The 25,289-nt window shown below is 49.7% G+C and carries 20 protein-coding genes and 3 tRNA genes; 8 read left to right on the top strand and 15 right to left on the bottom strand.

What is annotated here, in order from left to right:
* Positions 1-79 precede the first annotated feature (79 nt).
* The 3 genes from R0I52_RS02595 to gspG all read right to left on the bottom strand — a co-directional run bounded on the left by R0I52_RS02595 (position 80) and on the right by gspG (position 3,797).
* Complete coding sequence (locus R0I52_RS02595) at positions 80-2,302, bottom strand: protein-disulfide reductase DsbD domain-containing protein (RefSeq protein ID WP_317053029.1); 2,223 nt, start codon at positions 2,300-2,302, stop codon at positions 80-82.
* A gap of 51 nt (positions 2,303-2,353) precedes the next feature.
* Positions 2,354-2,893 (bottom strand): protein-disulfide reductase DsbD domain-containing protein, encoded by a 540-nt coding sequence (locus R0I52_RS02590; RefSeq protein WP_317053028.1) that lies wholly within the window; start codon positions 2,891-2,893, stop codon positions 2,354-2,356.
* Between the two features lie 442 nt (positions 2,894-3,335).
* Entirely contained in the window at positions 3,336-3,797 is a 462-nt protein-coding gene (gene gspG / locus R0I52_RS02585; RefSeq protein ID WP_317053085.1) for a type II secretion system major pseudopilin GspG, read from the bottom strand.
* 31 nt (positions 3,798-3,828) lie between these two features.
* On the opposite strand from gspG, the gene R0I52_RS02580 reads away from it, so the two are divergent.
* A complete protein-coding gene (locus R0I52_RS02580) occupies positions 3,829-4,170 on the top strand; it encodes a hypothetical protein (protein WP_317053027.1) in 342 nt (113 codons plus the stop codon).
* 116 nt (positions 4,171-4,286) lie between these two features.
* Here R0I52_RS02580 and gspF read toward each other — a convergent pair whose 3' ends face one another.
* From gspF to R0I52_RS02540, 8 genes are all read right to left on the bottom strand, one after another.
* Positions 4,287-5,489 (bottom strand): type II secretion system inner membrane protein GspF, encoded by a 1,203-nt coding sequence (gene gspF, locus R0I52_RS02575; RefSeq protein WP_317053026.1) that lies wholly within the window; start codon positions 5,487-5,489, stop codon positions 4,287-4,289.
* Between the two features lie 78 nt (positions 5,490-5,567).
* Positions 5,568-6,608 carry a hypothetical protein gene (locus R0I52_RS02570; RefSeq protein WP_317053025.1) on the bottom strand — a complete coding sequence of 347 codons (1,041 nt, stop codon included), beginning with the start codon at positions 6,606-6,608 and terminating at the stop codon, positions 5,568-5,570.
* 238 nt (positions 6,609-6,846) lie between these two features.
* Positions 6,847-7,770: an AraC family transcriptional regulator gene (locus R0I52_RS02565; protein ID WP_317053024.1), complete on the bottom strand. Its 924-nt coding sequence runs from the start codon at positions 7,768-7,770 to the stop codon at positions 6,847-6,849.
* Positions 7,771-8,173: 403 nt separating this feature from the next.
* Positions 8,174-8,249: transfer RNA gene (locus R0I52_RS02560), tRNA-His, on the bottom strand.
* A gap of 38 nt (positions 8,250-8,287) precedes the next feature.
* Positions 8,288-8,364 (bottom strand) — tRNA-Arg (locus tag R0I52_RS02555).
* A 104-nt stretch (positions 8,365-8,468) separates the two neighbouring features.
* Positions 8,469-8,545, bottom strand: a tRNA-Pro gene (locus R0I52_RS02550).
* A gap of 259 nt (positions 8,546-8,804) precedes the next feature.
* Positions 8,805-10,346, bottom strand: coding sequence for a 5-methylcytosine restriction system specificity protein McrC (locus R0I52_RS02545; RefSeq protein WP_317053023.1), 1,542 nt, complete (start codon positions 10,344-10,346; stop codon positions 8,805-8,807).
* Complete coding sequence (locus tag R0I52_RS02540) at positions 10,346-11,818, bottom strand: McrB family protein (protein ID WP_317053022.1); 1,473 nt, start codon at positions 11,816-11,818, stop codon at positions 10,346-10,348. The genes R0I52_RS02545 and R0I52_RS02540 overlap by 1 nt, the downstream gene beginning before the upstream one ends.
* A gap of 280 nt (positions 11,819-12,098) precedes the next feature.
* Between R0I52_RS02540 and R0I52_RS02535 the strand changes: the two genes are divergently transcribed.
* Both R0I52_RS02535 and R0I52_RS02530 read left to right on the top strand, forming a co-directional pair.
* Positions 12,099-12,881: a DUF4442 domain-containing protein gene (locus R0I52_RS02535; RefSeq protein WP_317053021.1), complete on the top strand. Its 783-nt coding sequence runs from the start codon at positions 12,099-12,101 to the stop codon at positions 12,879-12,881.
* A 42-nt stretch (positions 12,882-12,923) separates the two neighbouring features.
* Entirely contained in the window at positions 12,924-13,418 is a 495-nt protein-coding gene (locus tag R0I52_RS02530) for a RidA family protein (protein WP_317053020.1), read from the top strand.
* Between the two features lie 143 nt (positions 13,419-13,561).
* Here the strand turns inward: R0I52_RS02530 and gspE are convergent, their stop codons facing one another.
* Positions 13,562-15,109, bottom strand: coding sequence for a type II secretion system ATPase GspE (gspE, locus tag R0I52_RS02525; protein WP_317053019.1), 1,548 nt, complete (start codon positions 15,107-15,109; stop codon positions 13,562-13,564).
* 459 nt (positions 15,110-15,568) lie between these two features.
* On the opposite strand from gspE, the gene R0I52_RS02520 reads away from it, so the two are divergent.
* Complete coding sequence (locus R0I52_RS02520; RefSeq protein WP_317053018.1) at positions 15,569-16,387, top strand: thiazole synthase; 819 nt, start codon at positions 15,569-15,571, stop codon at positions 16,385-16,387.
* A 93-nt stretch (positions 16,388-16,480) separates the two neighbouring features.
* Positions 16,481-17,920: a wax ester/triacylglycerol synthase family O-acyltransferase gene (locus tag R0I52_RS02515; protein WP_317053017.1), complete on the top strand. Its 1,440-nt coding sequence runs from the start codon at positions 16,481-16,483 to the stop codon at positions 17,918-17,920.
* 37 nt (positions 17,921-17,957) lie between these two features.
* On the opposite strand, the gene R0I52_RS02510 is transcribed toward R0I52_RS02515, so the two are convergent.
* A complete protein-coding gene (locus R0I52_RS02510) occupies positions 17,958-18,785 on the bottom strand; it encodes an inositol monophosphatase family protein (protein WP_075101811.1) in 828 nt (275 codons plus the stop codon).
* A gap of 272 nt (positions 18,786-19,057) precedes the next feature.
* Positions 19,058-21,091 (bottom strand): 1-deoxy-D-xylulose-5-phosphate synthase, encoded by a 2,034-nt coding sequence (dxs, locus tag R0I52_RS02505; RefSeq protein ID WP_317053016.1) that lies wholly within the window; start codon positions 21,089-21,091, stop codon positions 19,058-19,060.
* A 461-nt stretch (positions 21,092-21,552) separates the two neighbouring features.
* Here dxs and ribA point away from each other — a divergent pair, with 461 nt between their 5' ends.
* The 3 genes from ribA to R0I52_RS02490 all read left to right on the top strand — a co-directional run bounded on the left by ribA (position 21,553) and on the right by R0I52_RS02490 (position 24,131).
* Positions 21,553-22,239 (top strand): GTP cyclohydrolase II, encoded by a 687-nt coding sequence (ribA, locus tag R0I52_RS02500; protein ID WP_317053015.1) that lies wholly within the window; start codon positions 21,553-21,555, stop codon positions 22,237-22,239.
* A 7-nt stretch (positions 22,240-22,246) separates the two neighbouring features.
* On the top strand, positions 22,247-23,266 hold the full coding sequence (hemF, locus tag R0I52_RS02495; protein ID WP_317053014.1) for an oxygen-dependent coproporphyrinogen oxidase: 1,020 nt from the start codon (positions 22,247-22,249) through the stop codon (positions 23,264-23,266).
* A gap of 397 nt (positions 23,267-23,663) precedes the next feature.
* A complete protein-coding gene (locus R0I52_RS02490; RefSeq protein ID WP_317053013.1) occupies positions 23,664-24,131 on the top strand; it encodes a cytochrome c in 468 nt (155 codons plus the stop codon).
* Positions 24,132-24,244: 113 nt separating this feature from the next.
* Here the strand turns inward: R0I52_RS02490 and R0I52_RS02485 are convergent, their stop codons facing one another.
* Positions 24,245-25,216, bottom strand: coding sequence for a mechanosensitive ion channel family protein (locus R0I52_RS02485; protein ID WP_317053012.1), 972 nt, complete (start codon positions 25,214-25,216; stop codon positions 24,245-24,247).
* Positions 25,217-25,289 lie beyond the last annotated feature (73 nt).

The raw sequence follows: 25,289 nt of genomic DNA, 5'->3' as shown, positions 1-25,289 counted from the left end.
CAGCATTGGCTGTTACATCAGGCGGGTATTTGGAGATGGGCCACTCACCCTTTTAGCTATTATTTATCCATGGAGATGATTAGCGATTGAGCGCCTCTAAAGTCTGCTCAAATACCGAACGACTGATTTCCCCTACTTGCTGATTGACCAACTGCCCGTCTTGATAATAGAGCAATGCTGGCGGCCCAAACAACTGATAACGCGCTAAGATGGCTTTTGAGTCCTCTGTCGTCTCTGTGATATCGAGTCTGACCAGCAGCCAGTCTTGCATCTGAGCGGGGCGATTATGAAATAGGTTTTTTTCTATAATACGGCACTCAACACACCACTCTGCCGTCACATCGACAATGACTTTCGGATTGTCAGCCAAAATAGCATCTAGCTCGGCAAGGGTGGTGATATGCGCGTCATTGGCGCTATTGCTCGCACCTGATGCGCCATTTGCAGATGTCATCATCATAGGCGCGGCGCTTAGAGAGGCCAGCGGATGCAGACTGTCGTCGTTACCCAAAGCGGCACCTATCATCAAACAAGCCGCCCAAATCCCAGCGATTAAGCCCAGCGCTTGGGTTAAGACGCGCCCTTTACCAAGCCAGCTCCATGCCCATGTCGCCAGCACCATAAACCAAAGCGCCCATACGACCAGCATGACAGGCGAGATAAAGACGCGCTCAATCAGCAACAGCGCCACAGCAAAAAGCAGCAACGCAAAGCCTTGCTTAACCCAGTTCATCCACTCGCCAGCTTTGGGCATGATTTTACCTTGAGTGGCACCGATTAGGATCAGCGGCGCGGACAGACCAAAACCCAGCATAAATAAAGCGACAAACCCAAGCAGCGGACTGCCAATGGTAGACACCGCTAGCAGCGCGCCAAATAACGGCGCTGAGACACAGGGCGATACCACCAGCGCAGATAAAAAACCAGCGATTAGGCTGCCGCCCGCACTGCCAAGCTTGCTATCTCCTGCTTGACTCAAGCGCTGCATCTTGCTGCTGATGGCACTGGGCAAACGAATACTAAAAACTCCCAGCATATATAACGCCAAAAGTACAAACACAATGGCAAAGCTGATTAAGATAATCGGGTTTTGTAGCCAGCCGATGATACCTAAGGACTCACCAAACACCGCAATAACCGCACCTAAAATCCCATAAGCGGTGGCTACCCCGATGGCGTAGCTACCTGTCAAAAGCACACCGCGTTTGACCGTAGGATTGTCTTCACGGGCGACGATATTGGCCACAATGGGTAGCATGGGCAGGACGCAAGGCGTCAAGGCCAAGCCCAAACCTGCTAAAAACAGCAATGCCAATGCCAGCCATGGATGAGACGCTAGGCCAAAAGGGTCGCTATCCATCGCGCCGATAGCGGCAGTCTCACTACTGCTTGGCGCGGCGCGATCAGTTGACTGCTGAGTGTCTGCTATGGGCGCAGCTGCACCAGCAATCTCACCCTCCAATGACACATCTTCTATCAAATCATAGTCGACGACTTCATCATCCATCTGCTTACCAGCAAAGCCGCTGGCACTCTCTGGCGACGCAGCAGCCGATGATGTGGTTAGCGGCTCACTGATGGTCGCCTCATCTCGAGCATCAGTATCTACGGTATTGGCGTCAGTATTGGCCACAGTGCTTTTAGCTGTCACGTCTTGGTCAGTCGCTGACGCATTATTGGCGCGGCTCTGGGAGGGTGCAGCGGCGATACTGACTGTGGTTTTTATTTTCTCTGGTGGATAGCACAGCCCTGCTTTGGCGCAGCCCTGCCAGCCAATCGTAATCGCAGCATTGTCCAGAGGCTTGCCATCTATCGTACTCAGCGTGGTGCTCGCCACTACATTGGCCTGATCAAACACTGGTACGCGGCCGAAGGTCGGATCGTCGATAGAAACGGGCTGCTGACTAAAGGTAAACGGCGCGGCCTTTACCCCATCAGGCAGTGTCAGCTTGAGCTGATTTTTATAAACATAGTGCTCAGGGGTGATATCAAAATTGATCAACAAGCGCGTGCCAGCTTTGGCAGGGCTGCTACTACTGCTGACATCAAAGGCCTCATCGACGGATAAAAACTTTTTTTGTGCACGACTGTCACTGCTACCACCAAACAAGTCGCCCAACCCTGCTGCGTGCGCGGGCATCGGCGCGCTTAGCCCTGCCAGCAGAGTGCTGGCACTTAGCACGAGTGCCGATAGATAAGGGCGGTTTTTTACTCTGTAATGGGACGTATGCTTGGCTTGTTTAGGAACGATGGTTTCGCCGGTAGTCGTGGTCGGCGGCTGTGTTGCTATATGTGCGGGCATGAAAGGCTACCTATTTATTACTCAGGATCGGATCAAAATGTCAGCAACGGCTTAGCGTGGCACTGCGATATCAACTTTGGTCGCAATCTTCTCTGGTGGATAGCATAATCCTGCCTCAGCGCAGCCCTGCCAATGAATCACCACAGGGACGTTTTTTGCGCCCTTGCCATTGGCAGTGGTTAAGGTAGTGGTAGCGGTGACACTTTTTTGAGTAAATACAGGCACCTTGCCAAAAGTCGGATCATCAATGGTCACAGGCTTTTGGTTAAAGGTAAATGGCGTGGCTTTAATGCCCTTAGGAAAGCGCAGTTTCAGCTGGTTTTTGTAAACATAATGTTCAGGGGTGATATCAAACGTAATTGACAGCTGCGTGCCTTTTTTGGTGGCTTTGCTGCTGCTATCTACGCTAAACGCTTGCTCAACTGATAAAAACTTTGACGACCCGTTATTACTGCTGTTAAACAAACCGCTAAGGCTGGCTGCTTGAGCACTTATGGTTCCCGCTGCTATCAGTGAGGTACTAGCAAAAATGATTGCCGCCGCACGTACGCACGCTGACTGGTGTTTTGTCGTAGATGTCGATATACCCATAAATGATACCTCTTAATAACTGATGTCAAACTTGATAACGCAGATTAAATCATGCTCAAAGCAGCGAGGCTGCTTATACAAAGCAAAATATATTAAAAATAATTATAATATTAATATATATACCGAGACAGTCTATAACAAAACCCGCTCAATAAAGAGTAGTTAACAAAAATCATAACTTGTGTCACTAATAAAAAATATCAACCAATAAGCTGTTATTGGTTGATATCTGTTCATCATAAAAAAAACTGCAAGGCTTGAGCTTGAGCCTGCTTCTCTCTAAAACTGGTACAGTGCTACTGGGATGAGTTTTTCGTAGCTTCTAGGAACACAGCTCGCAAGTAAATTTATAGCAGTAGCACGGATAATATCGGCATGTCGATGTTATTTTGGACTGCCTTTATCCTGCGCCGAGATACAATGCTTACCTTGCTATTGTGGACTATAGCTGCGCGTAAATATCCGCATCTTGCCCTTCACCGCCCTGCTGGCCGTCGGCCCCTAATGAAAACAAGTCATAAGGGCGGCCTTCGCTGCCTGGAGCGACATACTGCAGCTCATTTTCCCAGCCATCTGTCGGGTAGCCGCCTTTGATATAACCGCCTTCAGGATAGTTTTTGGCGTCGCTTGGCGGCGTGATCAGCGCCTCTAATCCTTGCGCGGTGGTGGGATAACGCGAGTTGTCTACTTTATACATATCAAGCGCGTTTGAGACAGTGGCCAGCGCGGTTTCAGTGGTTTTGATACGGGCTCTGTCGCTTTGTCCCACCACTTTGGGTACCACAAGGCCTGCTAGGATGGCCAAAATGACAATCACCACCATAATCTCGATCAAGGTAAAACCGGATTGGCCAATCGGCTTCGCATGAGTGGTATTTATCGGGCTGCTACCTGTATTGTCCATCGTCATCTGTGCTCGGGGGGCGGCTGGGGTTTTGTCAGTCATTATCATCACTTTTATCATCGCAGTTGTGTCAGTTATCAAGGCGCTTAAATGGCGTTTAATACTTGGCGCATGGTTACCTGATTTGATTTATTTGCCGTTATCTATCGATATCGGCATCATGGTCACTATAGACCATGATTTTATTTTTATCCAGCGCCGCCAGACGACTTATCTTATGAATTTATCTTTTTTGGCTTTATATATTTTTAGCTTCATAAACCAGCGGGCAGGCTTTAGAGACACTGACGCTGGCTACTATAGCTTAATACGGGGGTTGGCAGAAGTTTATCCGGCTCGCAGTCAACAATGTACAACAGTAAGTAAAGCTTAAGCAAGCTGGTGCAAGTTTAAGCAAGGTAGACCCACGGCTCACTGTTATCTAATGACCCATACAGTCCGCTTAAAACAAGTCTATATCGTCGATTCATCCTAAAAACCACATAGCATTTAACCGGCCAAATCATTCATATTGACAATCGGCAGCATCACTGCCATGACGATAATCATCACCACCACGCCCATCAATACCAGCATCAAAGGCTCAAGTAATGACAATAATGTACTGATAAAGTTGGTGGCTTCGGCCTCTTGCATGTTGGCCGCTCGACTGAGCATGTTTTCCAGCTCGCCTGAGTTTTCGCCGCTTTTGATCATCTGCACCATCATCGGCGGAAAATAGGAGGATTTTTCTAACTGCGTAGAGAGGCTAGCACCTTCTGTGACTCGATCGGCTGCGCTCACAATGGTTTGTTTGATATGTAAGTTGGTCGTCACCGCCGCACCGATATGTAGGGCTTCAATCAGCGGCACCCCTGAGCGCACCAATATCGCCAAAGTACTGGCAAAGCGCGCGGCATTGAGTCCCTTAGACAAGCGCGCCAATATCGGTAGCTTGAGTACCAGACTGTCAATGGCCAGCTTGCCCGCTTGCGTTTGGGCAAAGCGATAACACAAAAATGCCAGCGCGGCCAATACCAACAGCATCAGCCACCACCACTGAGTGATAAAATTGGACAGTGTCAGTACGATCTGGGTGATCAGCGGTAGCGCTTGCTCTGATTGCTCAAAGACCTTGACGATTTTTGGCACCACAAAACTCATCAAGCCCATGATTACTCCGACCGCCATCACCATCAGCACAATCGGATAGACCATCGCCCCTTGGATTTTCTTTTGTAAAGCAAAACGGTTTTCGGTGTAATCTGCCAATTGGTTGAGGATCAAATCCAAATGACCAGATTTCTCGCCTGCGGCAATGGTGGCGATATATAGCGGCGGAAAGCTGGCTGCTTGCTGTAGTGCGCGCGCAAGACTCAAGCCTTCTAACACATGAGAGCGCACAGCGAGCATTAAAGACTTGATATGCGTCTTTGGTGATTGTTTGGCGACGGCGGCTAGGGTTTCTTCTAATGGAATACCTGCTGCCAGCAAGACAGACAGCTGACGGGTTAAGAGCGCCAGCTCATAAGCGGAGGGCTTTTTATAGCGGTTTTTATGCTTAGCTTGTCTGTCATTGACCGCACTGACTTCCACGGGCATCCACTGCTTATCACGCAGCTGCTGGCGTATCTGCCGCGCCGAATCGCCCTCGAGCAGGCCTTTTTGCATACTGCCGCGCTCATCAAGCGCTTTAAAATGATAGGCTGGCATAGCAGCAGATATCCTAAGAAGATCAAAGAGAGTGAATAATAAAACAGCGCTCAAAACCTTAGGGCATGGCTTTGTCGCCTAAAACAGCGGCGTGGAGTCGTTACTGTCTGGCATCAGCCCTTGGAGGAGCAAGACATCTAAATGCTGCTGTTGGAGCTTTTTATCAAAGTCATTGACCTCAGCGATCAGCATTCTCTCGATGCGTTTGTCACTTGCAAACACGCTCAGCCGTGCACAGATGACGGCCAATTGATAAATGCGTTTTTTGCAATAGCCGTCTAGCCCTTGTAGCAGCCGCACCATATGCGGTGTCTCTAAACTGGCGTAGTCATAATCCGCCACCACCTCGGGCGCAAGCGCCGTGACGCTATAGCTAATGGACAGATGCGCGCAAAAATAACAACTAAATAAATAGCCAACTACATGGCCGATATAATAGCCTCTATCGTAAGTAAAACTACTCACCCCAAAGTGTCCAAGCACATAGCTATTGAGACTGCCTTGATCAAGGATAGGTTTGGTGTTTTTGAGCTTACCGATCGTGGCAAAGCACAGCGGGTTACGGCCCTCTTGAGTGGTCAGCTGCCACCCTGCTGGCTGCTGCGCGGGCATGTGGCGGACGATATCAGCGATGATGTCGTCGACCACATGTAGCTGCTGCCAAAGGCGCTCAAGCCCATCGGTATCCATCAGCCCGCGTTTATCGAGCTGCTGCGCCAGCAAATATTGCTGGTATTCTACAAACTGTGATTTGAGCGTTTGTACCAAATAAGTCGGACGGGTATTGGCAGGAGCCATATACAAGAGCCGTGTACGCTCATGCTGAGCACGGTACAAGGCCAGACGCTGGGCGGCAACGCTGTCCTTGTCAGTAGAAGCATCAGTTTGCATCTGTGACGTGACTGTATGCGCCGTGTCCACAGCGCTATCAACCGTAAACAAGGCCAACAGTGCCGCCTTATCAAAGACCACAGCGCTGTCATCCGTTTGAGCGTCTGTCATGGGATATTGCGCATCACTGACGGTGCCTTGAGGCGCATTACTTGGTTTGTTGCCATTGGCTTCGATAGCGGATTGGCTACCGGCTTGGGCGTTTGGCTTTGCGGTTGGTTCAGTCATAACATACCATCTGCAGCAAAATGAAACATCATCTAGATCTGACTATATGCCTGCTTTATAAGGAAATATAGCACGCTTGTCACAAGCGCTGGCGTCCAGATGACTCAATGTTCCATAGTACCTGAACATCGACGTATTGTCAGCCGTCCATCGGCAAAATACCCACCGCCGCACGCGGCTTAAAACACTTAGACTAGACAAAATACCTAGCCAGATAAACGCGGCATCACGTCATGCGCTAGCCGTGATACTGCTGGCGATAGGCTTTGGGCGAGACGCCGTAAACGCGCTTAAATGCTTGGCTAAAGGTCGAATCCGACGCATAGCCGACCAGCTCACTGATACGGCTGATGCTGTTTTGTTGCAACCGCAAGTAGCGCGCCGCCAAACGCAAGCGATAATCTATCAGATACGTTAGCGGCGGCATACCGACTGTGTCTTTAAAGCGCTGCGCAAAGCTCGAGCGCGACATCCCCGCGACCTCTGCCAGCTTATGTATCGTCCAGCTTTTGCTTGGGGCTTCATGCATGGCGGCCAAGGCTTTGGTCAAAAACGGATCTTTCATGGCCTTTAGCCAATTCTCAGTGGCTTCAGGCAGGCTTTCGATATAGACGCGCAAACACTCAATCATCATGATACTCGCCCAGTGATTGATGACTGCGGTCTTACCCATACGCTCGCGCTCAGCTTCCAAGGTCAGCAGCTTAATCTCCACATCAATGACCTCAAACCTGCCATCGGACTCTTCATTGATTTCGGGCAAAATCGATGGCAGGACAGACAATAAAGGCCGTATCATCTCTTTGTCATACTGACACTCAATCAAAATCAGAGACGAATTAGACTCGCCCTCACCTTTGACATCTAGCGTCTGCGCTTTGCAGCTATTGAGCATCTCATCTAGCGGTTGGGCGGCATCACCATCATACGCTAGCGCATAGCTTGTGTGCTGATGGGTATTGGGAATCATGATAATATCGCCTGCATGTACCTCTCGTCGATCATTGCCAACATCGATACAAAAACTGCCAGACATCACCAAGTAAAATAAAATAGTGTCTTTTCTCGTCAATGAATAAGACCAATTACCGACGCAATTTAGCCGATAGTATTTGGTTTCAAACAAATGCACATTTTGTAGCAATACGCTTAGAGCGTCCATCTGTCGTTCCTCAGTGATTATGAGCAGTGTCCAAACCTGGCAAAATAAACTATCTCATAGAGATGACACAAGTCAAATATTCGCTCGTGGACTCTGGTTAAAAATATACATACGTTAGACACATACAGCAAACTCGAGGCGCGCAAATACTGCCCGCACTTATGTGCTGGGCAAGTGACATTTAAATAAAACGATAGAATGACAAATATGAGCACCAAGCATCAGATCGCGGTATAAACACGCAGGCACAAAAAAACGCCGGCCAAAACCAGTGTCATTATTTATGAGCATCAAAGGATAAATATCAAGAGTGACGACAGGGAAGTCTAATAAAGAAACAGAAAAAAGGTGCAGCAATAGAACCAAAACGGCTACTGATAGATAAAGATAGGAAAAGAAAAATTGGGGCGACTGATGGGACTCGAACCCACGACAACCGAGATCACAACCCGGGGCTCTACCAACTGAGCTACAACCGCCATAATATGGCCAAGGAAGGCAAGATATGCAGGCTAAATGGCGCGCCTGGCAGGATTCGAACCTGCGACCACCTACTTAGAAGGCAGGTGCTCTATCCAACTGAGCTACAGGCGCTCTTAAGGGCTTTTTATATATCTGATTAAGATTACAATACTATTGTAGTATAAACTCAATCATTATACATAAAAAAAAGCCTGTAAGGCTCTTAAATAAATAGATGGTCGGAGTGATAGGATTCGAACCTACGACCCTCTGGTCCCAAACCAGATGCGCTACCAAACTGCGCCACACTCCGATATTTCTATTTTTACGATAGTTTTGTCAAGTAACTTGTCGTTGGCAAAACCGCTAACTTGTTAATGTTCATCGCTATCGAGGTGCACATATTAAGGGGTAAAGCCGATTGTGTCAACACCTATTTTTGATAAATTTAAAAGAATTATTAAATTACCGCAAAAACGCATGTTTTTATAAAAAAGGCCACAATCAACGCCTTAATATCCCTTAATATCGATGATACCTACTCATCGACAGGGGCATTATACTACATTTTCTCAGGGAAGCAAGTCACTGCCCTTATTTATCGTACCTGTGTTGACGTTAAAGGGTATTAGCCATAGCGTGGCATGATTTGGCACCTTGTTGGCGAGCGCTTCTGTGACAGGCAGCTGGCGAAGCCTCGTTGGTTGCTGCGTGTCATCTTGTACAGGATACACCAGCCAAGCCTGCGGCGCTTGATAAGCCTGCGCATAGCTGGCCAATTGATAAGCATCGCTGGGGCTGATAGCAGCAGCATTTGCTAGCGCTTTCCATTTGATATCAATCACATGACTATAGCAACCTGCCGTGTTAGTGACCGTCTTTGCCTTGTGATGCGTATGAGTTGAGTTGTCATTGTCATTATCATTATCATTGTCAGGCGGCGTTTGATAAATCAACAAATCAGGGCGGATAGACAAACAAGCTCGCCCCTCCTCGTCATTTAACCAGACCCGCTGCGCCTGAAACAGCGGCTGATAATCCGTACTGATACGCCGAAACAGTGCGGCAATACGTAAGCTGGCCCACTGCTCAAAAGCTTGGTTCATATCTAGCAGTAAGCACAAACGTAGTGATGATGGCCGCTGTTTTATTGCAGGTGGCGCGATACCATTTGCCCCAGCGACACTCGACTGGCGCAGTAGCCAATACGCCATCTCTAATAGCTGCTGCGCACCTTGCACGGCGTTCGCATGCAGTGGCTGCATAGCAAGCTGGCGTTTGGCTTGCTGATAGACCGTCGCCAACTGCGTCAGCTCATGAGCATGTAGCGCAGAGACTCGCTGCCATGTCGTCGACAACTGAGCACCGATGCGAGGAAAACGCACAGAGGTCTGTAGTAATGGGCTAAGTTGCTCTAAAGCACTTTTGATCAGCCTATTGGCTAGCATCTCTTGGCTGAGCACACTGCGCTCACACACGAACTTATGCGGCTGCAGCAGGTTGCGCTGCAGTTGCGCTTTTATCACTAGGCGACCTTGCAATGAGGTTTGGTTATCGATCTGCGTTTGATAGTGCTTGGTGGGTGAGTGGTGCGTCAGTCCTTGCAAAAACTGCTGAATAAGCCAATCTGACAATGGCAAAGCGTTGATCGGTAAGGGTGCAGCGTGGCGACCAAACTGGCCAAGGTGTTTGCTATGTGGCAGTATCTGCGGTGATGAGTCGTTGCTGGCGATCAAGTCTGCCAGCATCCTCTGCACCCAAAGCCGAGTGCGGCTGATAGCGCTTTGCTGCTGTGATGGCGACTGACGCTGAGGCGGTGTATTTGTCGCCGCCATCCGTTTGGGTAATATCTCGAGCACCATGCCACTTGGCAGATGCACAATACCAATATAGTGACCCACCTGAAGCTGCCACTGGCCCCGCTTGCGCTTGATGCCAAATACCGAAAACTCTTGCGCCAGTAGCCATTCAAAATCAGTCACGTACACAAAGTCGCGCGCGGTCAGCCGCTGATGCTCAAACACTGTCATAATGCCTGTCTTAGAAACAGCTGGCTGCCCCAGCTCAGGTTTACCAGCGGTATGAAGGTTGCTATCGTTATGGAGCACAGTCATCAGTATAATCGCTGATAGATAGCCGCCTGCGCAAACGCGCCTGCACCTGCTATAAGATCTGCATTTATCCTATAGCCCCCTGCCCCTAGAGACGAGTGCGGCTGACCAAAAAACGAATCATGGCCCAAATAGCCAGCGGCGCTGTCGTTTTGAGTCGCCGTCTGTGTAGGCCGGCTACCTGCCAGCAGCGCTTGGCTGTCTTGTATAAACTGCATCGCTAGCGGCTGCTCATCATCTTGAAAGATATATTGTAGCACCGCCACTTGCCCACCTGCGGCTTGCGCTAATTGTGGAATGATTTGCTCGGCCAGGGCGCGTTGTAAGTGCTCCAGACTCTCTATCGCCCATAAAAACGCATGGCCCAACTGCGCTTCGCTGCCAAGCGTTTGCGTGATGCGCTGATTGAGGCCGCTGAGTAGTTTATCGAGCGCTATCGTGGCAGCAGGCTCAGCACTGTCTGCACTGTGGCCTGTCTCGATACTTGGTAGCAGCTCAGGCTGTGGCGGACAATCGATAAATCGGAAGCGCCGGCGCAGCGCCATATCTAGCGGGGCTAAAGAATGATCTTGCGTGTTCATGGTGGCATAAATATCGACATTGGCCGGAATACTAAAAGTACGGCCAGAATACGCCAGCTTTACCGTCATCGCATTGGCCATGCCAGTGCGTTTATCTGGCTCAATTAAGCTTAGCAGCTCACCAAAGACCCGTGATACGTTGGCACGGTTGATCTCATCGATCAGCATAGCATAGCGTTGTTTGGGGTCGCGAGCGGCGCGCTGGCACAACAACAAAAACGCGCCATCTTGAATGCCATACTGCATCTGTCGGCCTGCGGCATTGGTGGCGGTATTGGCAGATGTCATAACGGGGCGAATCCCTTCGACAAACTCTTCATAGCCGTAGGCTTGGTGAAAGCTCACCATACTAAAGCGCTGCTGGCTAAAGGCTTGCTGGCGCGCACTATTGTCGTGCTGCGCTTGCTCAAACTCGGCTAGCTGCTGTGATAAACCCTCTAGCAAGTCGATGCTATCAGGCAGCAAATACCACGCACCGCTCTCATCCTTATCAAAATACGCTTGACTAGCGCGGTTATCACAGCTGACCGTCCGCGAGTCAGCAGGACTGTGGCGACGCAGCGCCAACCAAGCGGTGCTGCTTAAGTTTTTGTCAAGGGCATTTTTGGCCGCCTTTGCCACAAAAAAAGGATGCGCGACAATCTCTGGTACTTTTAGTAAGTCCTGCTGCGATTTGCGCATCTGCAAAAATATCAAGCACAGCACCTCGCGCCAGCTCAATTTCTGTAACAGCTGGGCCAATAGCGCCTCATCATCTGCGGTGGGCAGATCGTCGGTGTATTGCTGGGCGATTTGTAGCAATCGATAAGTCTTACCAGTACCAGCGACGCCCGTGTAGATGATATTGACTGGTTGATGAGAGCGGTTTGGTTGAGTGAGCAAGACATCAGACATAACATTATCCAGCAGAGCAAAAGTGTATAAACATGAAACAAGCAATAGGCGGGCTGATTATAACAAGGTAAATGGCGACGTTAGAGCGGTCTGCTCGTTACCTTACTATCATTTTGTAAGCGCAGCAGTTCATGCTAATAATAGTAGGCAGAACGCGGTTAATGTACCATAGTAGCGGTGACGACTTGGCAGCCAATAGGCGCTTCGTCGTTACTGATGAGGTTTCATCATACGCAATGTCACCTTTAACCTATCTATATACTATATAAAGGATTTTTGTATGTCAGGATTATTAAAAAAACTCCCTACCAAGCTGACCAATAAATTGCCAGCCAAAGTAGCTGACAGCACAAGATCGCCAGTCGAACCACCAAACAGCACGCTCAAGCCCGTCAGTAACCAATTTACCAAGCTATTGTCAGTGACCAAATACTTACCGGCCAGCGCCCGCTCCAGTATTTTATCCAAGGCTTTTGGTAAAGTGGTGCCCTATGTCGGCACCACGGGCGTCTACTATGAGACGGTTGAGCCAAACCAAGTGGCGGTCAGCTTAAACAACACCAAAGCCGTGCAAAACCATATCGGCTCTATCCACGCCGTTGCCATCACCCTACTGGCCGAAACAGCCACGGGGTTTATTTTGGGTCTAAACCTGCCCTCTGACCGTGTCCTGCTGATTAAATCTTACTCGGTAGATTTTTATCGCCCCATCAAAAAAGGTCAGATCGCTGCTATCGCCACCTTGTCTGATGAGCAGCGCTTAACCATACTCAATACCCCAAAAGGCGAGATGGTCATCCCTTGCGTCATTCATGATCGCGAGTCTGATAGCGAGCGCGACCCTATCGTGGTCGAAATGACATGGGCTTGGATACCCAAGTCAGAGCTAGAAGCCAGACGTCAAGGCAAAACGAATGCGCAAACAGCAGCAGGTGATGACGCAGCATTGGCAGGTGCGCTTGACGACCAGACCAATGACGCTCAACCCGCTTCACAACTAAACGATACACCCTCTGCGCAAGACTTGTCTGCCGCCACTACAGATATGGCCAAAAGCACATAGATTGCGTGATCAAATCAAAAAACCAACAACAAGGAGACAATGATGTCCAAACTTATCCATACATTGACAGCCCCTTTATCTAAGGTACTACTGGCCAGCGCCTGCGCGTTGGGGCTTAGCATGACAGCCACGGCCGCTCCAGCAAATACCAGCCAACATGCCACACTTAGCAAATCCAGCCCTGTATTTTTGGGAGAAGGTGGCAGCTATCCTTTTTCTGAAGCGGTGCGGGTCGGCGATACACTATATATGTCAGGCCAGATCGGCTTTAAAGACGGCAAGCTGGTCAAAGGCGGCGTCAAAGCCGAAACCAAGCAAGCGCTAGACAACATTCACGCCACGCTCTTAAAGTATGGCTACCAAAAGTCAGATGTGGTCAAATGCATGGCGATGCTGACCGACATGGATGACTTTGCTGACTTTAATGACGTCTACAAAGCCACGATGGCCAAGCCTTATCCGGTGCGTTCAGCCTTTGGCGTCTCAGAGCTGGCGGCGGGCGCAAGCGTCGAGGTTGAATGTATCGCTGTCAAATAATCGCGGTGTTCACTATTGCGGTATTCACTATCAATGTGCCACTGCATACCAGTCATTACCAATAGAGCACGACCAAATAACTGGCTTTGATAGTCAGTTATTTTTTTGCCATTTATATGCTAGGCATCCTCATAAACCCCCTATCAATTTAAAAGTGGTTCATCATTTAGCGCGCTTTCTTTGGTCACGCGCAGCACTTCCTCTAACGTCGTTCGACCTGCTATCACTTTGTGCAGTCCATCAGCGCGAATCGACGATGTTTTTTGGCGGGCGTAGGCTTCTAGCTCATACTCAGCGGTGTTGCTATGAATCATACGGCGCAGCGTATCATCGATGGGCACCACCTCATATATGGCGGTACGACCTTTAAAGCCTGTCTGGTTGCATTTGTCGCAGCCGACGGGTTTGGGGAGTTTGATAAAGGTGTCTGACGCTTGTGCGCCTGATGGCCCCGATGTCAGATCAATCTCGGTAAAGAGCTTGGCCTGCTCACTATCTGCAGCTTGCCAGCCATGACAGTGCGGGCACAAGGTACGCACCAAACGCTGGGCGACGACCCCTATCAATGATGAGGATAATAAGAAAGGCTCAACCCCCATGTCTTGTAAGCGGGTGACTGCCCCTATAGCGGTGTTGGTATGTAGCGTCGATAATACCAAATGTCCGGTAAGTGACGCCTGTACAGCAATTTCTGCGGTTTCTAAATCGCGAATCTCACCGACCATCACCACGTCTGGATCTTGTCGTAACATCGCGCGCAGACTCTTGGCAAAGGTCATATCGACTTTATTATTCACCTGCGTCTGGCCGATGCCATCGAGCTGAAATTCTATCGGGTCCTCAGCGGTCAAGATATTGCGAGTCTGATCATTTAGGTCAGTCAATGCCGAGTATAAAGTAGTGGTCTTACCAGACCCCGTCGGCCCAGTCACCAAGATGATACCGTGCGGTCGATGGATAAGGCGCTTAAGCTCACTATAGTCGCTGTCAGACAAACCCAGATAGGTCATGTTTAAGCGGCCTGCTTGCTTATCGAGCAGTCGCATCACCACCCGCTCGCCAAAACTAGAGGGTAGCGTCGACACCCGCACATCGACTTCACGCCCTGCTAGACGCAAGCTGATACGGCCATCCTGTGGTACGCGTTTTTCGGCGATATCGAGTTTGGCCATCACCTTGATACGCGAGACCAAGAGCGGCGCCAACTGACGTTTTGGGCTAATGATTTCTTTTAGCTCGCCATCGACGCGAAAACGCACGACCAAGCGTTTTTCAAAGGTTTCGATATGAATATCAGACGCATTGAGACGGATGGCCTCGGACAGTAGCGCATTGATCAGGCGGATGATGGGCGCATCGTCTTGCTGTTCCATCAAGTCTTCTGTCTCAGGCACGCTATCTGCCAAGCTATCGAGATCCGGATGGTCTTCAAGTCCTGCAGCAATGTGCTGTGACTCGCCCGTATTGCCTGCATAAGCGGCGTTTAGGCGTTTTTCAAACTCATCGGCGCTGACACTGTCATAGGTGGGCACGCCGCGCACGCCCTGCTGCTGCAAAAACCGCACCGCTTCATTAATCGCCGATAGCGGTGTGGCCTTGGTCAGTACCAGCGTCGCGGGCAGCTCAGGGTCTATTGCAAGGATGACCAAAACCTGATGGCGTTTGGCAAAACTATAAGGCAATTGCATCATAAAAACGACCTGATAACTAAGAATAACTGCGGTATGAGCAGCATATAATGACAGCAGAGGTATGGGTAAATCGATTCTCTTTAAAATGACATAGCGCTTTTGACTATATAGCGCGATAGCGCGGCTTAGCATAGCGCGATAGCGCGGCTTAGCATAGCGCGGCTCAGCGCCGCACCGCCTTAGTCTAAAAAGACTGCCTGTAAACCTGCATGAGTTTGGTATAATAGCATTTTGTGTCAGATGCGTATGAGTTTATCTGCAAGACGCGCGCCTCTATCGCCTGGTGCCAATTGCGCCATCTAACGCGCCAAGTCCACAGAGGATTTTTATTTTGTCGATAGTGCGCTATTATCAGTTTGAGACTTGTCTGATAAGCGGTGCACGTTTGCACTAAGACACACCCTTTCATATTTGACTGTCTATTAGGTCATCTTGCCGCCCGTTATTAGGATTTGAGTTATGTCAGAAAATGCCCACCCCACTCCCACGCCGCTACTATCAGACACCTTTAACGTCGGTAGTCGTACCTTTTCTTCTCGGTTATTGGTCGGGACGGGGAAATATAAAGACATGGCGCAGACTGGTGAGGCCATCGGCGCGTCGGAGGCAGAGATTGTCACCGTCGCCATTCGCCGTACCAATATTGGGCAAAACAACGATGAGCCCAATTTGCTCGACGTCATCTCTCCAGAAAAATACACTATTTTGCCAAATACTGCTGGTTGTTTTGATGCCGAAACGGCGGTTCGTACCTGTAAGCTTGCTCGCGAGCTGCTCGGCGGGCACAATTTGGTCAAGCTTGAAGTATTGGGCGATGAAAAAACCCTATACCCTAACGTCATGGAAACGTTAAAAGCAGCCAAAGTCTTGATAGACGATGGGTTTGAGGTGATGGTATATACGTCTGATGACCCTATCGTCGCCCAAGAGCTTGAGAGCATGGGCTGCGTGGCGATTATGCCGCTCGGTAGCTTGATTGGCTCTGGACTTGGCCTGCTCAATCGCCATACCCTCAGCCTAATCATCGAAAACGCCAACGTACCCGTATTGGTCGATGCAGGCGTCGGTACCGCCTCGGATGCAGCGATTGCCATGGAGCTTGGCTGCGATGGGGTCTTGATGAACTCTGCCATTGCCAATGCGCAAAACCCAGTCTTGATGGCAAAAGCCATGAAGCATGCTATCTGGGCTGGGCGTGAGGCGTTTTTAGCGGGCCGTATGCCGATGCGCAAAATGGCAGCCGCCAGCTCGCCGCAGACAGGCTACTTTTTTCAGTAAACGTTTGCTAGCTCAGCGGACACCTGATTGTGTGGCGCTAGATATGACGCCACCATCATGGGTCTTTTTTCCAACATCATAAAAGGATTTATTATGCGACTTCTCACCGCAGTCGATCAATTATTTTTACTTCTTGAGTCGCGTAAACAGCCCATGCACGTTGGCGGCTTGTTTTTATTTGAATTACCAAAAGCGGCAGATAGCGATTTTGTCTATCAGCTGGTAAAACAAATGCAAGAGTCCGACGTGCCGCCAAGCTTTCCTTTTAACCAAGTGCTAGAGCATTTGATCTTTTGGAAAAAAGACAAAAACTTCGATGTGGAGCATCATCTGCATCATGTCGCGCTGCCAAACCCTGCGCGGATTCGCGAGCTGCTGATGTATGTGTCAAGGGAGCACGGACGGCTACTAGATCGCGCCATGCCGCTGTGGGAATGCCATGTGATAGAAGGCATCCAGCCCGAGACTGAGGGCGGTGCTGAACGATTTGCACTGTATTTTAAAATCCATCACTCATTGGTCGATGGTATTGCAGCCATGCGTTTGGTACAAAAATCCCTATCGCAGTCCGCCACCGAGCCTGTCACCCTGCCTGTGTGGTCACTGATGGCGCGCCACCGCAACCAAGTCAACGCCATATTGCCCAAAGAGCGCTCCGTGCGGCGCATTATCAAAGAGCAAATCTCTACCATCAAACCGGTGTTTACTGAGCTGCTGGACAACCTCAAAAACCATGGCGACGAAGGCTATGTCGGCACCTTTGATGCGCCGATGAGCATCTTAAACAGACGCATCTCCGCCTCTCGTCGTATCGCTGCGCAGTCTTATGATATCGAACGCTTTAACGATATCGCCGCCCGCCTAAAAATCAGCAAAAACGATGTGGTGCTTGCCGTCTGTGCAGGGGCCATTCGTCGTTATTTACTCGCCATGGATGCCCTGCCCAGCAAGCCATTGATCGCTTTTGTCCCGATGTCGCTACGTACTGATAATAGCGTCTCAGGTAATCAGCTATCGTTTGTCCTAGCAAACCTCGGCACGCACCTTGATGACCCACTACGCCGCATCGAGCTTATCCACCGCAGCATGAATAACGGCAAACGCCGTTTTCGCCGTATGAATCAAGCCCAAGTGATCAATTACAGCGTGATTGCGTATGCGTGGGAAGGCATCAATCTGGCAACGGGCTTATTTCCCAAAAAACAAGCCTTTAACCTGATCATCTCCAATGTACCCGGCTCAACCAAGCCCTTATACTGGAATGGCGCAAAGCTACAGTCGCTATACCCTGCCTCTATCGTCTTTGATGGTCAAGCGATGAATATCACGCTCGCCAGCTATCTCGATAGGATTGAGTTTGGTATCACTGCCTGTAGTAAGGCGCTACCGCATATACAAGACATGCTGATACTGATCGAAGAAGAGCTGGATTTGCTAGAGGCTACTAGCAAAGAGCTTGAGTTTCAAGGTATCACGGTCAAGGACAAGCATGACGACCAAAATCCTCAGCGCACAAAAAAGCTGGCACCATAATGGTACCAGCCTTTAAGATTTGATCGTTGAAGGCAGCTTAAAACACATCGCCCCAAGTCGGTACCACCACTTGCATCAATGGCTTGAGAAGCTTGACGTTACAAGCAAAGATAGAGCCTGAGGTCATCGAGTTGTGCGCGCCAGTATGATCGACGACCACGCCGCGTGCTTCGGTGACAATCAGCTCACCTGCTGCAATGTCCCACGGCTTGATAGACATCTCAAAATAACCATCAAAACGACCTGCCGCCACATAGCACAGATCCAGCGCAGCTGAGCCTAAACGGCGAACTTGTCCGCCCGCTTCAGAGATTTTTTGTAGGCTTTCAAAATGCTGCTTGGCATAAGAGATGACTTCGCCATTGCGTTTGCGCTCAAGCGGGTGACCGGTGGTAAATAGTCCACCGTCGATGACTTTACGCTCACTGACATTGATACGGCGTTGGTTGAGACGCGCGCCTTTGCCGCGGCTGGCAGAAAACATCTCGTCACGCACAGGATCATAAATCACGCCGTGCTCGGTCACGCCTTTATACTGTACGGCAATAGAAACACAAAACTGCGGCACGCCATGGACGAAGTTTTTGGTGCCGTCTAGTGGATCGATAATCCAGCACCAATCAGCATCTTCGCCGCGGCCTTCTTGCATACCAAACTCTTCACCCAAAAACGAATGGTTTGGGTAGCTGGCTTTTAGTGTCTCAATCGTCAGCTCTTCACTAAAACGATCAATACGTGTGACCAGTCCATCAAGCCCTTTTGACTCAATATCTAGCTCGATTTTGTGACGGTTTTGATGCGCGTATAAAATCTCTTTACCGACTTTTTCAGCAGCACGTGCTGCGATGACGACCATGGGTTCCATAGATAACCTATTTGCTTGATGAATGAATACTACTTAAGAGATATCACTGATAAAATGTACAAAAAATAAAGCCGACTTAAAACTAAATCCTATCAACCTAACAAAAACCCTAGCCGCCAAGCAAACCAAATAGATGACTGCTAATCGTGGCACCGCCCGCCCAAGTTGTCAAATAATTCACACCTACGGCAAGTAGGGGAGGTTTAAGCAAAAACCTATAAGCTTTATTTTTTACTCTGCTATTTTAGCAATTTTTTGTGAATGATAGGGTTTTATTTTAGCAGTTGCTTGAGCTGACTGACCACACCTGCAACATCCAGACCACAGTCGGCCATTTGCTCTGCGGGTGCGCCGTGCGCGATAAAACGATCCGGAATACCGATATTGCAAATGGCTGGGCGATGGTGCTTAAAGGCCGCCGACTCATTGAGCAAGTATTCATTGACTGCACTGCCCGCGCCGCCCATCAGCATGTGCTCCTCTAGAGTGGCGATATGGGTGATGCCGTGTGCCAGTATCTCTTCTAGTAATACGGTATCTAACGGCTTCACCCAGCGCATATTGACCACATGTACCTGACAGTCCAACTGCTGAGCGATATCCTGGGCGGCCGAATCAGCGGCGGCGACCATGCTGCCAAATGCCAGTAGCGCCAGCTTGAGAGGGGCGTCATCTCGACCTACTACCGACTCAATCACTGCCTTGCCGATATCATAGGTCTGCGCGGGGCGCTCGATGGCAGCACCTGTACCGACGCCGCGCGGATAACGAACAGCCGTACAGCCTTGATACTCATAGCAAGTATTTAATAAATGATAGCACTCGTTTTCATCTTTTGGCGCCGCGATTAGCATGTTGGGTACGCAGCGCAAAAAAGCAAAGTCAAACACCCCCGCATGGGTCGCGCCGTCCTCGCCTACCAATCCTGCGCGATCGATGGCAAACGTGACATCAAGATCTTGCAAAGCCACATCATGAATCAGCTGATCGTAGCCGCGCTGCAAAAACGTCGAGTATATCGCCACGATGGGTTTGACGCCTTGCGTTGCCATACCAGCGGCCAGTGTGACGGCATGCTGCTCAGCAATCGCCACATCAAAAAACCGCTCTGGGAACTGACGGGCAAAGTCGGTCATGCCTGAGCCTTCTTCCATCGCTGGCGTGATGGCGAGCAATTTGTCATCTTCATGCGCTTTATCACACAAAAACTGGCCAAATACTTGCGAGTACTTTAGCGCAGGCTGCAATTTTGTAGCAGCAGGCGGCGTATCATGCGGCTGCTCATCTGGTAGCTTACTAATGGCATGATAGCCAACTGGGTCTAGCTCTGCAGGCGCAAAGCCTTTGCCTTTCGTGGTATAGACATGTACCAGCACGGGGCCTTTGACTTGTTTTGCTAATGACAAGACGCGCAGTAGCTCAGGTATATTATGGCCATCAAAGGGGCCAAAGTAGGTAAAGCCAATGGCTTTGAATAAATTGTCCTCGAGCTGCGGCACATCGCGCATCTCTTTGTGGCGTTTGCGCCGATCAAACCCCTGCATGTCAGGGCGCTGGCAGACGATAGGCTGGCCAGTATCAGAGATATCTACTTGATACCCCGACTCCCATAGCATGGCCAAATGCCGCGAAAACCCGCCAATCGAGCAAGATATCGACATGTCATTATCATTTAAAATCACCAACAAATCGGCATCTTGCTGCACCGCGTCGTTCATGGCTTCAAACGCCATGCCGCCTGTCATCGCGCCATCGCCGATGATACAAGCGACCGTCTGCGGCCGCCCCTGATACCGCAGCGCCAGACTCATGCCGAGACCCGCTGAGATGGAGGTCGATGAATGACCAACACCAAAGGTGTCGTACACAGACTCGGCGCGCTCAGGAAACGCCGTCAACCCGTCTTTTGCACGGATACTGCCCAGCTGATCGCGGCGACCCGTCAGCACTTTATGAGCGTAGGCTTGGTGCCCCACATCCCAAACGATTTGATCGTGCGGCGCATCTAGCAAGTAATGCAGGACAATGGTCAGCTCGACCACGCCTAGGTTGGCACCAAAGTGTCCGCCACTTTGACCGGCCGAATACAACAAAAAAAGGCGCAGCTCATCAGCTAACGCAATCAGCTGAGCGCTGCTAAAGGCATTTAAATCAGCAGGCGTATCGATACTATCGAGCAGCGGCGTCTGCGGGCGCACACGTGGGATCGCCGTATAAGTCTGCTGCAGACTGGGCAGCTGAGCCGCAGACGTAGTGGCTGACGCAGATACGGACTGAGACTGTGGGGAATAAGGTGACTGCTGCATAAACCGTACGATACCTACCAATCTGCTGACAAAACGTGCTTTAGGGTATAAAAAAGAGATAGCCAAGCGACGCCAATAATATCTACATCATTATTGATGTAACAAGCCTTATAGTTATTTATGTAACGCCGGCATAAAATCCATCATGCGGCGTCTCACAGCAAGCACGCGAGCATAATATATAGCGCGGCGCGGCTTGGGATGAGTATTATGCCTTATTATCAGACATCAATACCGAATGTTCGTGACGACATAGTAATGTAAGGGTAAAGACTTGTCACTGTATCCGTCAAAATAGTATGGCATAATAGCATTTTTTTTTAATTGTCGCTTTAATCATCGTGCGCCGTCTGTGAACTTTGTGTGTTTTTACCATAAAGCGCAAAACCATGCTATCGTCATGAGCAGGTGAGCGCGTTTTTACAGACTCTACTGCCACCACCGGCTTATGCAGGACAGTAATGTCATATCAATTTATTACCAGTGCCAAACTACCGACTCGTCATGGCGAGTTTGATATTCATGTTTTTGAAAACGACGACGGCCAAGAGCATGTAATGCTGACCGTTGGTCTGTCTGCGTGTGAGCAAGTAGCGGCCGATGAGACGGCAGACAACACCCGCGTGCCGAGCACAGCGCATGCAGCCTCAGAGCCGCCGGTGCCCTTGGTACGTATTCATTCTGAATGCCTTACTGGCGATGCCTTTAGCTCACTAAAATGTGACTGTGGCCCGCAGCTCAATACTGCCATGCAAGCCATCCAAGAAGCAGGCTGCGGCGCTATTTTGTACTTGCGCCAAGAAGGCCGCGGTATTGGCCTGACCAACAAAATCCGTGCCTATGCCCTACAAGATCAGGGCCATGATACGCTAGATGCCAATTTAATGTTAGGCTTACCTGCTGATGCGCGCATTTATGACATGTGTGGCCCCATGCTCGCCCATGTCGGCGTTGATGCGGTGCGGCTCATCACCAACAACCCAGATAAAGTCGCCTATTTGACCGAACACGGTGTCAATGTGGTGGAGCGCGTGCCTCTGCTGGTGGGTGTCAACGATATGAATGCGGATTACCTCGCCACCAAACGCGACCGCATGGGACATTTGCTCGACAAAGACTTTAATACTGCCATACACCTAAATAAATAGATATGTTATGAGTACTCCAGATACAGCTAATACCACTATAGACAAAAACGTCGCTCAGGCACAAGCAGATGCGGCAAACCCTGCCATACCAAACGATAACGATATCGCTCGCGTCCGCGCGTTTTTGGTCGATTTGCAAGCACGTATTTGCCAAGCGCTCGAGGCACAAGAGCGTGACGGCGGCGGTAATGCCACTTTTGTCCCTGATGATTGGCAGCGCCCAGAAGGCGGCGGCGGCCGCTCTTGTGTCTTAGCAGACGGTGAGGTGATCGAAAAAGCCGGCGTGATGTTTAGCCATATTCACGTACACAACCTGCCTGCATCGGCGACCGCGCGCCACCCCAATATCGCAGGGCGCAAAGCACAAGCCATGGGCGTGTCCCTCGTCGTCCATCCCAAAAACCCAAACGTCCCGACCAGCCATGCCAACGTGCGCTTATTCGTCGCCGAGGCAGAAGGCGAAGCGCCGATTTGGTGGTTTGGCGGCGGATTTGATTTGACACCGTTTTATCCTGTACTAGCGGACTGCGTCCACTGGCATCAGGTCTGCCATGATTTGTGCGCGCCGTTTGGCGACAGCGTTTATCCTGACTTCAAACAGTGGTGCGATGAGTATTTTCATCTGCGTCATCGCGATGAGCAGCGCGGCATTGGCGGGTTGTTTTATGACGATGTCAATACCGAGAGCCGCGGCTGGGACTTTGAGACATGTTTTGACTTTATGAAAGCGGTAGGCAACGGCTATCTTGATGGTATTTTGCCTATTTTTGAACAGCGCAAAGCCGTCCCTTATACCGACGAGCAGCGTCAGTTCCAGCTGTATCGGCGCGGCCGCTATGTCGAGTACAATCTCGTCTATGATCGCGGCACGCTCTTTGGGCTACAAAGTAATGGCCGCATCGAGTCTATCTTAGTCAGCATGCCGCCGCTTGCCAGCTGGCATTACCGCTTTGAGCCAGAGCCTGACTCGCCTGAGTTTGAGCTGACAGATTTTTACTTAAAACCGCGCGACTGGTTGACTCTATAGCAGGTCTGCCTATAATAAAGACCAAAGTATTTTTTCATTGTTTTTATTGCTTAAGTTTTTGTCTCACTTACCAAGTGCACATAAGGTCAGCTGTCATGGCTGACCTTATTTATATAAGACGATATCAAAACAGCAAAAGCATCCACCAAGATACGTCGACGATGCCTGATAGGCCACGTCTGACAAACACGCTTGCGATGGATATTACGATGAGATAACAACTATTTTAACTGAGCTTACTTAGTTCGCCGTTATAATAGAATGTATTTTTAGCAAAAGTCATTTAGAAGCACTGATGTTTCTAGATATTATGCGTTCATTTTTATAATAAAACGTTATTTGTGGCGCGTTTTTCTCAGCACGCCGACGATTAGCCAAATTTAAAGGAGTAATTTATATGGCCCAAGTTATCAAATCCTCACTTACCTCGGTCTTTGGTATCACATTGATGGCGGCCGCTTTAGGCCTTAGCGCTTGTAGCACCTCTGTGGACCCTGATGTCAAAGCGCGTCAAGACAGCATGAAAAGCTGGGGCGATGCGATGGGTGTCATGGGCGATATGGCCGAAGCCCCTGACACCTTTGATGCAGAAGTATTTAAAGAGCAGGCTGCGTTTTTGGCAGAAGATGCCGCCACGCCTTGGAGCCATTTTGAAAACCAAGAAGCCGCAGGTAACGCAACTGAAGCGGTATGGTCAAATGTTGACGGCTTTCGCGCGGAAGCAGAAAACTTCCAACAAGCGACAGCTGAGCTAAATGCAGCCGCTCAAACCGCCACTAGCATAGATGATGTCATGCCAGCGTTTGGTCAAGTGGGCCAAAGCTGCAAATCTTGCCACACTGACTTTAAAGTCAAAAACGACTAAGTCCAGAGCAACATCTGTCAAAACCATCTGACACAAAAAACCGCCTTATCTGCTGATTTGGCGGTTTTTTGTTTGCTATAGGTTTTTTGGTTGCTATAAAAGTATCTATCGGCTTACTTTGCCGTTTGCTGATCGGTAGCAGGAGCTTGCTGCGCTTGCATTTTATCCACAATAGCACTGACAGACGGATCACTTAAATCTATGGTACGTATTGGGAACGGGATATTGACCCCTGCCGCATCCAGCGCTTTTTTAATCTCGACGATGACTTGATGAATGGAGGCGACTTTATTGGCCTGCGTGCCATCTTCGATAAACCAGCGTACCGTCAAATCGATAGACGAGCCGCCAAATCCAGTCGCAATCACGCTAGGCTGAGCTTTCGTCGAGACGCTATCGGCCTTATCTAACGCACGTAAGATCTCCGCTTTTGCCGCTTCGATATCGTCTTCATAGCCAATACCGACAGCCACCTGCAAACGGCGCTGCTTATAGGCAGTATTGACCGTCAACGCCGAAGTATAAAGGTCTGAGTTGGGAATGACCACTTGCCGACCGTCATAAGTCTTGATGGTGGTGGCGCGGATTTTGATGTCCTCCACCGTCCCTTCATAGTCGCCTGAGACAATCTGATCACCGATACGAAACGGCTCTGATAGCAGCAGCAAAATACCTGATAGCAGGTTTTGAAAAATATCTTTAAACGCAAAACCAATCGCCACCGAGCCGATACCAAGGGCGCCAATCAGCTTGGCGGGCGTAAACCCTGGCACCGCAATCACCATCGCAATCATAAAGCCGATAAAGATAATCAGTGCCCCGCCTACCCGCTGAAACACCTTGACCAAGTTTTGATGGCGACTACGGCTACCTAAGAGTTTATGAACGATTTTTTTGAACAGTATCGACAAAAACCAAAAAATCAGGATAACAATGAGCGATGCGACAAAATAAGGAATTCGCTCCAAAAACCCCACCATGATGTCATTGGCCGAATCAAAGATGCTGTGATACGTCAGCGTATCAGTCGTCGACTCAGGGGCACGGTCAGCGTTTACTGTGGTTCCTGCCTCAGGGGTAGGCATGGGCGGTTCACTCCTTTGATTGATTGGGTAACGCAGCGGCTCATTGTGTTTTGTAGCGCATCATGCGCCTCAA

Origin of the sequence: Psychrobacter sp. CAM01 (assembly GCF_032842965.1) — a bacterium.
GTDB classification, from domain to species: domain Bacteria; phylum Pseudomonadota; class Gammaproteobacteria; order Pseudomonadales; family Moraxellaceae; genus Psychrobacter; species Psychrobacter celer.
This window is presented reverse-complemented; position numbering and strand designations above follow the sequence as displayed.

Coding starts and splice junctions, on each gene's coding strand:
- R0I52_RS02595 (WP_317053029.1), bottom strand. CDS start 2,302: ATGCCCGCACATATAGCAACACAGCCGCCGACCACGACTACCGGCGAA.
- R0I52_RS02590 (WP_317053028.1), bottom strand. CDS start 2,893: ATGGGTATATCGACATCTACGACAAAACACCAGTCAGCGTGCGTACGT.
- gspG (WP_317053085.1), bottom strand. CDS start 3,797: ATGGACAATACAGGTAGCAGCCCGATAAATACCACTCATGCGAAGCCG.
- gspF (WP_317053026.1), bottom strand. CDS start 5,489: ATGCCAGCCTATCATTTTAAAGCGCTTGATGAGCGCGGCAGTATGCAA.
- R0I52_RS02570 (WP_317053025.1), bottom strand. CDS start 6,608: ATGACTGAACCAACCGCAAAGCCAAACGCCCAAGCCGGTAGCCAATCC.
- R0I52_RS02565 (WP_317053024.1), bottom strand. CDS start 7,770: ATGGACGCTCTAAGCGTATTGCTACAAAATGTGCATTTGTTTGAAACC.
- R0I52_RS02545 (WP_317053023.1), bottom strand. CDS start 10,346: ATGACTGTGCTCCATAACGATAGCAACCTTCATACCGCTGGTAAACCT.
- R0I52_RS02540 (WP_317053022.1), bottom strand. CDS start 11,818: ATGTCTGATGTCTTGCTCACTCAACCAAACCGCTCTCATCAACCAGTC.
- R0I52_RS02535 (WP_317053021.1), top strand. CDS start 12,099: ATGTCAGGATTATTAAAAAAACTCCCTACCAAGCTGACCAATAAATTG.
- R0I52_RS02530 (WP_317053020.1), top strand. CDS start 12,924: ATGTCCAAACTTATCCATACATTGACAGCCCCTTTATCTAAGGTACTA.
- gspE (WP_317053019.1), bottom strand. CDS start 15,109: ATGATGCAATTGCCTTATAGTTTTGCCAAACGCCATCAGGTTTTGGTC.
- R0I52_RS02520 (WP_317053018.1), top strand. CDS start 15,569: ATGTCAGAAAATGCCCACCCCACTCCCACGCCGCTACTATCAGACACC.
- R0I52_RS02515 (WP_317053017.1), top strand. CDS start 16,481: ATGCGACTTCTCACCGCAGTCGATCAATTATTTTTACTTCTTGAGTCG.
- R0I52_RS02510 (WP_075101811.1), bottom strand. CDS start 18,785: ATGGAACCCATGGTCGTCATCGCAGCACGTGCTGCTGAAAAAGTCGGT.
- dxs (WP_317053016.1), bottom strand. CDS start 21,091: ATGCAGCAGTCACCTTATTCCCCACAGTCTCAGTCCGTATCTGCGTCA.
- ribA (WP_317053015.1), top strand. CDS start 21,553: ATGTCATATCAATTTATTACCAGTGCCAAACTACCGACTCGTCATGGC.
- hemF (WP_317053014.1), top strand. CDS start 22,247: ATGAGTACTCCAGATACAGCTAATACCACTATAGACAAAAACGTCGCT.
- R0I52_RS02490 (WP_317053013.1), top strand. CDS start 23,664: ATGGCCCAAGTTATCAAATCCTCACTTACCTCGGTCTTTGGTATCACA.
- R0I52_RS02485 (WP_317053012.1), bottom strand. CDS start 25,216: ATGCCTACCCCTGAGGCAGGAACCACAGTAAACGCTGACCGTGCCCCT.